General features: G+C 37.8%; 9 protein-coding genes and 1 pseudogene. All 10 read right to left on the reverse strand.

Annotation, left to right across the window (positions count from 1 at the left end; all coding sequences use genetic code 11):
- Positions 1-176: 176 nt before the first annotated feature.
- Positions 177-1,727 (reverse strand): recombinase family protein, encoded by a 1,551-nt coding sequence (locus CLFS41_RS07750; RefSeq protein WP_242856785.1) that lies wholly within the window; start codon positions 1,725-1,727, stop codon positions 177-179.
- A 188-nt stretch (positions 1,728-1,915) separates the two neighbouring features.
- On the reverse strand, positions 1,916-2,092 hold the full coding sequence (locus CLFS41_RS29785; protein WP_200895084.1) for a hypothetical protein: 177 nt from the start codon (positions 2,090-2,092) through the stop codon (positions 1,916-1,918).
- 261 nt (positions 2,093-2,353) lie between these two features.
- Complete coding sequence (locus tag CLFS41_RS28945; protein ID WP_052665667.1) at positions 2,354-3,718, reverse strand: restriction endonuclease subunit S; 1,365 nt, start codon at positions 3,716-3,718, stop codon at positions 2,354-2,356.
- Complete coding sequence (locus tag CLFS41_RS07760) at positions 3,712-6,009, reverse strand: N-6 DNA methylase (RefSeq protein WP_045091943.1); 2,298 nt, start codon at positions 6,007-6,009, stop codon at positions 3,712-3,714. The genes CLFS41_RS28945 and CLFS41_RS07760 overlap by 7 nt, the downstream gene beginning before the upstream one ends.
- The gene (locus CLFS41_RS07765; protein ID WP_242856787.1) at positions 6,002-6,205 is read right to left on the reverse strand and encodes a helix-turn-helix domain-containing protein; all 204 of its coding nucleotides are present in this window, start codon (positions 6,203-6,205) and stop codon (positions 6,002-6,004) included. Before CLFS41_RS07765 ends, CLFS41_RS07760 begins: the two co-directional genes overlap by 8 nt.
- A 336-nt stretch (positions 6,206-6,541) precedes the next feature.
- A complete protein-coding gene (locus CLFS41_RS07770) occupies positions 6,542-7,429 on the reverse strand; it encodes a phosphoadenosine phosphosulfate reductase family protein (RefSeq protein ID WP_045091945.1) in 888 nt (295 codons plus the stop codon).
- A gap of 209 nt (positions 7,430-7,638) precedes the next feature.
- A complete protein-coding gene (locus tag CLFS41_RS07775; RefSeq protein WP_242856789.1) occupies positions 7,639-8,034 on the reverse strand; it encodes a hypothetical protein in 396 nt (131 codons plus the stop codon).
- A 295-nt stretch (positions 8,035-8,329) separates the two neighbouring features.
- Positions 8,330-9,070: pseudogene (locus CLFS41_RS07780) on the reverse strand (DUF5131 family protein).
- A 151-nt stretch (positions 9,071-9,221) separates the two neighbouring features.
- Positions 9,222-10,727, reverse strand: coding sequence for a DUF3800 domain-containing protein (locus CLFS41_RS07785; RefSeq protein WP_045091946.1), 1,506 nt, complete (start codon positions 10,725-10,727; stop codon positions 9,222-9,224).
- Between the two features lie 91 nt (positions 10,728-10,818).
- Positions 10,819-11,247, reverse strand: a complete 429-nt coding sequence (locus CLFS41_RS07790; protein WP_045091947.1) for an N-acetyltransferase — start codon at positions 11,245-11,247, stop codon at positions 10,819-10,821.
- Positions 11,248-11,420: the final 173 nt, after the last annotated feature.

Raw genomic sequence — 11,420 nt, forward strand, 5'->3', positions numbered from 1 at the left:
AATTAAATATTCTCTAAGTTCGCGTACATAGTTTCCCCACTTTTCATGGTCAGAAACCATGAATTTCCGAACAAGTGACTGTTCACCTAACTCGCCCTCTTCAAAAATATGTTTAATATGCTCGCCTTTTATGATTTACATCTGTTTCACTGTTATCAACTGATAATAAACCACCTTTAGTAATCCCATTTCTCTCTTACCATACTTCCGTTCTTAAACAATATTATAACTTCATTTGATGCCACCGTCCATATACGTTCCACATAAAGGTTGACCAATTCATCTTCATACTTATTGTAATTCGAATATGCTTTCATATGCTTGAAAGGACACCGAATAAACATTGATTCCTCCCTCTCTAGGAATTTTCTAAGCAAGAGCTCACTCAATTCATCATATTCATTCTTGACATTTGCATAATATGCCATTAAATCATTCCATACCCAAAATCCTTGCACATTTTCTTGAATAGCCCTAAAGATCATTTTCTTTCGATCTGCCATCTGATCTGCAATTTGCCCTAACTCTACTTGGTCAGAACAGTGCTTTATATGTAATATACGAGAATATGCTCCCCATATAGCTTTATGCAAATCCGTTTCCGGGATGGTAGACAGCTTTGTGCAATATCTGTCCCCATGCAATATGCGGCTCTTGCATCGCCAGACAATGTGTTCTTTTCTATCCCCTTTTCTTCTCACCCGTAGATAATGGTCTCCACAACAGTCGCATATTAGCTTCATTGTGATTGGATATTGGGACGGACGTCCTGCATCTTTTCGTCTATAATAACTGCGACTGAGTTTTTCATTTTGAACATCATAGAATATTTCTTCTGATACAATAGGTGAATGATTGTTTTTAATAAAATATTTAGAGAGTTCTCCATTATTTTTTGATCTCTGTTTTGTCAAATAGTCCACAGTATATGTCTTTTGCAGCAAGGCGGCTCCTAGATATTTTTCATTTGAGAGCATTTTCTCAATCACCGTAGCACACCATTTATTTTTTCCCATTACCGTTTTCATTCCATGTTGTTCTAGATATCTTGCAATAAAGGCACAGCTATGACCGATTAAATACAAGTGGAAAACATTTCGCACGATTTCAGCTTCTTCTGGAACAATTAGGAGCTGCCCATTTGTATCTTTGGTATACCCCATAAAATGATTATGGTTGACCATCAGCTCTCCCTTCTCAAACTTCTGCCGAATACTCCAGCGAATATTTTCACTGGTATTCCGGCTTTCCTCCTGTGCTTGACTGCTGAGAATGGTGAGCAAAATCTCACCAGCTCCATCCAACGTATTGATCTGCTCCTTTTCAAAATACACTGCAATGTTCCTACTTTTCAGATTGCGTATTGTAGTAAGAAGGTCAACTGTATTCCTCGCAAAGCGACTAATAGACTTTGTCAAAATCAGATCTATCTTTCCATCCTCACAATCTTGAATCATTTGTAGGAAGCCATCTCTTCTTTTCTTTGCCGTACCACTAACACCTTCATCGGCATAGATACCCGCTAAAATCCACCCTTCCTTTTTGTCAATCTTTTCCCGATAGTAAGACATCTGCCTTGCGTAACTACCAGCTTGTTGATCCAGTTCTGTGCTAACCCTACAATATGCTGCCACGCAAAGCGTTTGTTTCTTTTCTTCTGTAATTTTCCCTATGGGAGAAACTGCAGGGATTTTTAGAACCTGCCGTTCTTCTTTCATTTTCATCATCTGGTCTCCTTTCATTGTTGAATATACCAACATATTCTACAATGAAACAGGACCTTATTTTCATCTGATAGCAAATATTTTAAACAAAGCAGTAATTGTGCATCAGGCTGTACCACAATTACTGCTTTGTTAAGAAAAAAATGCATTACAAAAACACCAAAACCATTACAAAACATCTTACTCAATATCTATTTTTCTGTATCATCTGAAAACTTTTTTCTTAATTGCTCCAGATATTTCAGAATCAGCTTATAATCAGATGGCAGCTTTTGTTGATACATTACCTTATCCGTGTCAAAGCTATAGCTGCAAACTGTGTAACTTTCCTTATGGACATCCATTCCAACATAAACTATACTATTCATAGGTGGCTTCCTTTTGTATGCGGTAATCCTTGTTACCATTAATCTTCATCAATTAATCGTTTACAGGTAAATCCTCGAATCTACAATCGTGATGTCACCTGATATTATCTATGCAAATTATTTCCTGACTATTTTTTCCTCCCGATTGGCCTCTATTATTTTAAAAATATATGCTTTCTCCCAAATGTAATAAACTATATTTTCTAACTTAAAAACAGAAATACGCATATTTCAATCTATGTACCAAAACATCACCTAAATTTATTTGCCAAAAATAACGTCTTCAAACTCTTTTTTTGCAATACTACACAAACTATCTGACTTTTGGCGAAGAACATTAATTTGATCTTTTATTTCAGTAATATGACCAACAATTTCATTTTGTACAGATTTTTCAGGCAGCGGAAAAACTATCTTTTTCATATTCTCCACTCCTAGTTCTGTCTGTTTTGTTGCTTGTGCTCCTTTTAAAATTTCAATTTGTTTTTGACCAAAGCTACTATTTATTAAGTAAACAAGCAATTGAGGATTAACAAAATCTTCGTTTACCCTCAATGACATAATATGACTATCAAATAACAACCCCGTATGTTGTTCCTCTTTTATTAGACTTGCCCTACCAAGCGTGCCTTCTCCAGTAGAATTGATTAAAATGTCATTGATTTTAGTAAAAAGTCCTTTTTCGATCCCTTCTATCCACGCAGAATCAACAGACTTTGCATAAGACAAATCAATCTCATCCCAACGATTACACTTTTGATTTAGAATACTAAATGCACTTGCTTCTGCATATTTAGGGCTTTTCCCCCTAACTAAAGATATGCACCATTTGGGCATATCAAAAAAAGAAAAAGCCCTATTTTTAACAAAACTATATGGAAAAGAAATAGCATTCTTTTCATATCCCCATTGCATAATTTCTTTAAATCTTGTAGTTTTAAGAAAATTAGAAGGGACAATATCAGTATTTTGTTTAATTACAATCCCTAACATATTAAACAAGTACTCTTCTACTTTCGCCTCTAAAAACTCTATTTCTGTCTCACATGCCTTGGCCTGTAAAATTTTATCTTCATATTTCTTAACAAGTTCATTTTGTTTTCTAATATCAATCACTGGTATTTTACAACTCATAAAATCTTTTTCATCAACTCGTTGGCGGTTTGTCGTTCCATTACTTTTACATTGCCAATATGACTGAAATCGAGGCGATGATAAAACTAAAATCAAAAACCTTATATCTGCTCCAAACACATCGAAAAGCCAAAAATCATTTGTGACAATAGCACCGTCTAACTCATCTGGAACAATCCCAAACGCACCATTACGTGCATCTATTCTTGAAATTATCAATTGACCTGCCTTAGCTTTAAACTGTCTCTTTGTTCCGATATCTTTACCATAAGCTTTATCTCTCTCAACAACTCCATTTCCATACAGCTTTACAGTTATCCTTTTATATTTTTTTGTATCCTCTACTATAATCGCATCTTTTACACGTTTCATTATTTTTGAAAGTTTTTGCATTTTCTCGATAGCAAAAAGACTATGTGTTGATAAATCTACGCTCCATTTTTCTAATTCTAAAAATCGCACAGTAGATAAAAGACTTTTTTCGTCTACCATTTCAGTTCTTCCTCCTTACCATCCAAAATACGATAAAGTCTACCATCCTTTTTTATGGTATAGGAAATTGAGCTATGGTTCTCTTGCCACAGCTGATTATTGTGTCGATATGCTTTATATTCCTCCTGCAAAGGTTTTAACTGATTGTGGCTAGACACCGCACCTGTGGAGGTTATACCTGCATCCTCAACCTTAGCAATAGGAATTTGATAGTCAAAATATTCTTTAATTTGTGGTTTTGCCTCTTCAATAATAGCATTTTCGATAACAGTAAGGCGCTTATTTATATCTCGTATTTTCATACGAATTTCTGTCTTTTTTGCTTGTTTATCTGCTATTTTTTCATTAAGTGAAGATAGCTCAGCCTTTAAAGCTACAATTTCATCATTATAGATTGCTCTAATCTGTCCGCGCGCCTTTTGGGTAACCTCCGCATATTCTTCTTCTTCTTCTTGCGTAAATCGTTTAAAAAATACCAAACTAGGCTTTACAGTCGCACCAGCGGCAATAAACACATCTTGAGGAATAGAGCATATTAAAATAAGCTTCGCTTTACCCTCGATATATTCACGGACTTTTTGCAAGTTAGAGGTATTTAGTACTCCTTCAGGGAGCACCATACCCATACGCCCTCCCTTTTTCAACAGACGCAAACATCTCTCCATAAACAAAACTTCAGTTAACCCAGACATAGCGCCTACATCAAATAACTTTAGCAATGATTTTCCAATGTTATTGTTTACTTGTTTTAATGCTTCATCATAGGCCGCACCATATTTTTGTCGATACTTAGTAATGAGTTCTTCATCTGAAAATTTATCAGCTTCAGAAATTTTTTGTTCTTTGTCAATTCTTGCCCCAAATGGAGGATTAGTTAAAATCACATCAAAACGCTCTTCAAAAATGCCATTTACATTCAACAATCCATCATGATGATGTACTCCACCGTGACCATCACCATGCATAATCATATTCATCTTCGAAGTTCGTGCCATACGAGGATTAGCATCAGTTCCATAAATACAATTATGGGAAAGCTTATACATACGACTATTTTCTTGTTGCGTATTAAGTTCTTCATTAAGCACACTTTGCATTGCTTCTATTTTTTCATTTATGCTAAGTTGTTCTTGTTCGCTTTTCGTTTCATAATCTTCCCCCTCTATAGCTTGACGCAATTCATCCTTAGCAGCTTTTATATCATTTTCTATTTTTTCTCTAACATACTCAAAAGCTTTAATTAAAAAGCCACCGCTTCCACACGTTGGATCGCATATCGTCTCCCCCTCCATTGGATCGAGGATATGCGTCATAAAGTCAACAATTGTTCGAGGAGTGAAAAATTGCCCAAGTTCTCCGCGAAAAGTGGTTCCTAAAAATTGTTCAAAGGCAATGCCCTTAACATCATCTTGCGTATCCGAAAGATTATAGGTTTCAAGCTTCTCAAGAATTTGTTCAAAGCTATTTTGACGAATTTTGATGGTCTCTATTTCTTCAAAAATACGATCTTCTCTAAACTCTTCTTTAGTCTGCTCGAACATCCATTGCATATAAGGCATATCCTTCGGTGTTCCTTTTAAGATAGGGCGATAATTTTTCTCGTGATTTTCATTATCTTTAACAAACTGTGCTTTTGTAAAAACCTTTGTGCCCTTTTGTTCTCGTTCATACTTGATTTTCATAAAGAGAATTTTGCTAATCTCATCAAATGCGGCTTCTGGAGACAGTTTATCATTGTTGCGGATAATATTATGACAAGCTCTCAACGTTTTTGTAAACTCATCTCGAGTAAAGGTTTTTGTTTTATTTAATAATTCTTTTATTTTCTTTTCGCTCACAGCTTCCATCGCTGTAGGTAACGCGACAACTTCGATAAGTTCTTTAGGAATATAGTTTTTATCAACATTAAAATATTTTGTTTCTTTCTCATTGGTAGTTACAAAAAAACTTGCTCCTGCCCATGAAGCATAATTGAAACCTTGGTAATAATCCTCTTCATGAATACGCACACTCTCCGCTTTACATTCAACAACAATAAACGCACTTTTATTTTGTATCTTTTCTTCCTCGCTTTTCCAAACAATAATATCAGCTCGTGCAGCACCTTGTCCACGTTGAGAATTAGTAACTTTTTTCTCCTGTGCCATTTGTTCGAGAGAATAACCATAATCATTAACTAATGTTCTAATATACCTCTGACGCACCTTTTCCTCTGGCGTTGCTATATACCAGTCTTGCTTTAGGGGACAAAATATTTTTCCATCTTTTTCTTGAATCTCTATTTTAATCATTTCTTTCCTCCGCAGCTCCGCCGGATTTGACCCACTCATCTACCTCCGACTTTTTAAATTTCCAAAGCTTGCCCATTCGGGAGCAAGGTATTGCTTTTGCCTTTATCCATTTGCGCACTGTTTCTATTGTTACACCTAAATGCTCAGATATTTCTTTCGTAGACACCCACGGTTCATTTATATTAGTTTCTGCCAAAACAAACACCCCCATTATATTCCATTCTATTATACCGAAAAATAACAGCTTTGTATATGTTTTCGCATATTTTAATATAATTTGAGATATACTTCGCATCAATAATTATATGACTGTATAGAACCAAACTATAGTTTACTCCAGATAATAATACCAGAAAAGAGAGCACTTCATAACTTATATTTTGTCCTCTTTTCATCGAGATTCTGCTTCTTCTACATGATTATTAGATATCTCAGTATTTACCTTCCCATTCCTATGTATCCACCGGAGTCCACTTCGCCAGTTCTCCGGCCTGCACTCCGATGGGGCTGACACTGCAGCTCTTATCTTTTTCTATGCTTTATTTTCAATTTTCCACTCCGGCATATCAAACAAACTCATCTGCCCCTCAATGTTCTCTTCCTCCATCCACCATGAGAATACAGCCTCCGCTGTTTTCCACTTCGTCTTTCCTCCGCCAGCATGGATAACGTCCAACATCTTCCCAAAGGATCTTATATACGCCCTCTGGTAGGTTGGGAATAGCCTAAACTCTGTCCAGCGGTTTTTCCCTGCCATGGGACACCCTAAGCAGCCAACCCGATAGAATCCCATATCATAAAGCGGATTAATCTCCAAGCGCTCGCTTCGTATATAGTCCCACACATCCGAGTCCCGCCAGTCCACAATCGGATTACAGATTCTTTTCCCCTTTAATGTGCAACTCTCAAACAGCATGCGCTGCTCATCATTGTCATTATTCAGGATAATCTTCTTACTGGGATCCGAGACAAAATTTTCAAAAACGCCCCGGTTATTCTTTCGCTTCACACTCTCCGCCCATCGCACACCGGTAGTAATAAATCGATCCCGGCAAGAGTTCTCTTTACAAATTTGGCAGCAATATCTCTGCAGCCTTGTTGGCGGAAACTTTTTCATGGGAATCAGCGACCACATGGTAACTCTCTGGTCTTTGTATATCGGATAATTCACACAGCAGGTAATACCTTCCAGTTCCAGCTTGCGGAAAATATCTCTCACATAGTAAATGGTCTGAGGTGCATCTGCTGTAGTCAGGTTGTGGTGAATCTCAAATGGTATCCCGGCACGTCTGACAATTTCCCTACAGACTGCGCTGTCTTTCCCTCCACTGTCTGTCACAACCAAGGGGCGTCCGTATAGTCTTAGGGACATCTCGGACGCCATCTTCACTCTTTCTATCGCTTTCTGCTCTAAATCCATTCAAAAAAGAGTCAGATATCTTTTCCCGGCCGGAACTCTGCCTCCTTCTTTTTGGCTCTCTTGCAAGAGAAAAAAGACACTGATTTTCATCAGTCTCTCCCTATCATAACATTCTGCTCTTTTCTATTCACACAATGAACACTATCACCTCCTTCATAGCAAAGCCTTATCATATTTCCGGATTTACATATTCATTTGCGGCCCCTGAGTTATTTCTGCCTCCTGAAACAGTCCAACATATTGACCAATCTCATTCGCCAATACCTGGTAATCCTTCTGATTCGGCTTATAGACATACCATTCCTTCCCCTTGTTTTCCAAATGTGCGGGATAATCCCTTCCTTGAAATTGGGATTGCTGACCGCCTTCCTACCCCAGATATCCCGGAATTTCAACGCATTGGTATCAATCGTTCCCTCTTTTCGGTTAAACATTGTCATAACAATTCCATCATACGTTGTAGTAGAAGATCTGGAAAACTCCAGACGCATACGAACTTCTTCATTTACTCTCACATAACCGCAGCTTCCGATATATGTTGCATCTTCGCTGTATCGGGTCATACCAAGCATCTTTTTTAACTCCATTCGCAAAAAATTCACCATTTAACCTCCTCTGTCCCTTTTTACACTTTAAACCGTGGCCCCTGTAAGGTTTCCAGCTCCTGAATCAAATCTGCATATTTATCAACCATCTCAGTCATTTTCTCATAATCGCTTTGTTCCGGACGAATAAAATAAAGGCTATTACGATAAATAACGTTTACTTACCAACGCCCTATCATAACAGCCTTCTAGCTCTAATTAACAAGAATGACCAGTCAGGTTCAATCCTGCCGGTCATTTTTATTATGTATCATGATACTTGATTATCTCTTAAATTTATGCAAGCCTGTATCTCCTATTTAATTATATTTCTTTCGTATCTGTAATTCACCCCAGCCTTTTCCGCTTGGTGCATCTGGTCTTTCCGCTCAATATGATAAATACGGTTTCCTTTTTTGACTTTAGCACCTGTCTGTTTGAACCAGAAAGGAATATCATACTCCACACACTGCTGCATGATTTCTAAGATCCATGCGTAATCACAAATCCTGGCCTCTGGGCCAGACTCCCCGCCACAAGTAACTTGTTCAATTAATCCGGTTGCCAGATATCTGCGAATCTCAATCCATTCCAGCATTGGTTCATGAATGATCGTCCGGTGTCTGATTGGTAAATTCAGAAAAATGGGGAGCCGATAATCGGCCATATTCTGATTCTCACAGGTACAGCAGATTGTTACATTGTCCTATCCTTCTTCCCAGTCTTTTGGAAGTCCGACCTGGAATCGATGGATTCGTTTTGTAATGATTACAAAATGCAGGTCATCCCTCTCCCGAATCATCTTCCATGCTTCAGGCCGCCATTCATCCGCTTCTTCTACAAAAAAGTCTGAGGTCATGCAAGTATACACGGCCCCCTCGTCCGGCTGTAATTTATATATACCTTTTCGATTCCGCTTTACCGGCAGATCAAAGCTGGATGTTCTGGCTATGAAGCTGCTGTCTTTTCCAACTTCGGCGTCTCTGCGGTACACATAGCAGTTCAGACACCCCGGACTTACTTTTCTACATCCGTGCCATGGATTCCAGGTTGCCATAATGCCACCTCCTGCATATTTAGAAGCCTTATGGTATGTTTCAAAAATGGTTGATTCGATAACAACTCCCTTTTATATAACTGGAAGTTATAGAATTTCTTTTCATTATCTTCCTTTGCTTTTTTCTTTTCTTCTCTTTATTGCCTTATATTCAAAGTATATCCACATAATAGCTTCCATTAATATTGGAAAAAGTCACTTTGGTAGGGAAAAGGTTCATCCCCCTGGCAGCCATTCCAACAACACTACAAACCCACTCACTTAGTTCATTTGGAAGTCGAAAGCACTCAGATTCTCCATCTTTTAGAATTGTTATTATCGGAGTGAATTTCTGATCCACCCCAACCAATAATACATCAAAAGTCTGAGAACCTTCATGCAACGGCAAAAGAAGTTGGTTCATCGAATCAAAATATGCCTTCCCACCCCTTGAGTTCAAATATGATTCTTCATCAAAGGGAATTACAGGCTCAATGGGCAGTTTGCATCTTCTCCGCTCAAAATACCTTGCCAACTGCTCACAAGCAAACGCATTAAAATATTCGCCCTGCATATCTATATCAGCCCGGATCTGTTCGACAGATTCAAAATGGTTCATAAAATTAAGCAAAGCATTGAATACAACCAAATTATCAGAATAAATGCCAGAGTACGATTTGTACCAAGCTGGTTGCCATTCGCAAATAAGACGATATAGCTTTTTGTAAAGCTCTAATTGAACTTCACTCAAGCAAAACCAACCTACGTCCAGAATCTTTTTGTTGGTGCTTTCATCAAGAGATTGGTATCGTAAGGAATCGCATAACCCCTTCAACAGCTTAGAAATTATTCCCGCCATCATATCTGCCATACGAAGACCTGAATGTTCCATAGAATCGGCTTCATCTGAATTATCCAGTCCTATTTCACGGGCAGACTTTAGAGTTTTGCTTTCTTCCTCCGATTCACCTTCTTTATCAATAATAAGTGAATAGTTCTGTAAATTTTTCTCCTGTAGATACTTATAGAACCCATCAAAAGGCATATGATAATCCCAATCAAGCTCTGGAGCATCTGAAATTTCATCTAATACGAGTAAAATTTCTTGAAATGCCATCATCTCTGCTTGCTTCAATTCCAAATTGTTTTTATTACATTCAATCTTATCTCGGAAAAACTTCTTTAGTTCCTCTAAAAAGTCTTCGGGTGATTCGTAGAGGCATTTAATGATTTCCTTCGGGCGATATATAACGAGAGCCTTTGTAATGGAATACTTCATAAAGTCTGCATCAAAGAGAAAACTGTTTTCGTACCCTTGAAAAACCTGCAACATAAGGTATTCGATCTTGCTGGAAACAGAAAAGTAAATATGAATTTCCTCGTCAAAAAGCGACAGAAAATCATTTACAAACTGAGCATTCTGCTTATTAAGGGAGGCAAAACCATACTTAAATTGTTTTTGCTGAAACATCGTACTTTTTATTTCACCATTACGATCTTTTCTGTCTGCGTACTTAGCCTCAAAAAAAGCATGCCGTTGCAGAATATCATCCTTCTCGGCTGACCATCCTACAACCATGGTTACGAAATTATCATAATAATTAGAGGCACTTACTGTCTGATAGTTGATTTTTCGGCTATGCTCAGACTCATCATAGTAGAAATTATATTTAGACATTTTGTAACTCCTCCTTCATAATAAATGACAATTTATAAGTAACTGCCCAAAAAGTTATTTCAGCCACCTTATCAAGCTATGTTCCCTCATTTTATTCGCTGCCCTCATGAAACACCATCAGATACTCCTGCTCCCCATTTTCTTTCTCTGTCATGCTGTTTTCAACACGGAATCCTTGCGCCTGATAAAATGCCACAGCGCCTGTATTCTTCTCATATACATGCAACGACAGGCGCTTTTTCCGCTTTACCTCTGAAATCAGCTGATGGCCAATCCCCTGTCCTCGGTGTCCCTCCGCTACAAATAATCCAGCAATGTATTCTGCGTCCATGCCAATGAAGCCCTGGACCTCCCCGTCTTTCTCAAACACATACACCTCTGCATTTGGCAACACAGCGCGGACTGTCTCATAATTCTGTCTCCAATACTCCTCTTTTATAAATGGATGAGCCTTCAGGTTCCCCTCCAGCCAAATCTCCATAATCCTATCCAAATCCCGAAATTCAAATAACCGAATCATCTAATCTGACGCCTCCTCTTTCTATTGCTATTATACAGGAGCAGACTTGAGATCGCAATATGTTTTTAGAACATTTGTTCTTTTCGCATTTGACCACTGTCCTAGGTCTTGCATTGAAACTTAAATGTAATTATAAATTCCAGAATGCAAGAGTAAATTCTATATTTCTGGAA

This window comes from Clostridium sp. FS41, from assembly GCF_000954015.1.
GTDB classification, from domain to species: domain Bacteria; phylum Bacillota; class Clostridia; order Lachnospirales; family Lachnospiraceae; genus Enterocloster; species Enterocloster citroniae.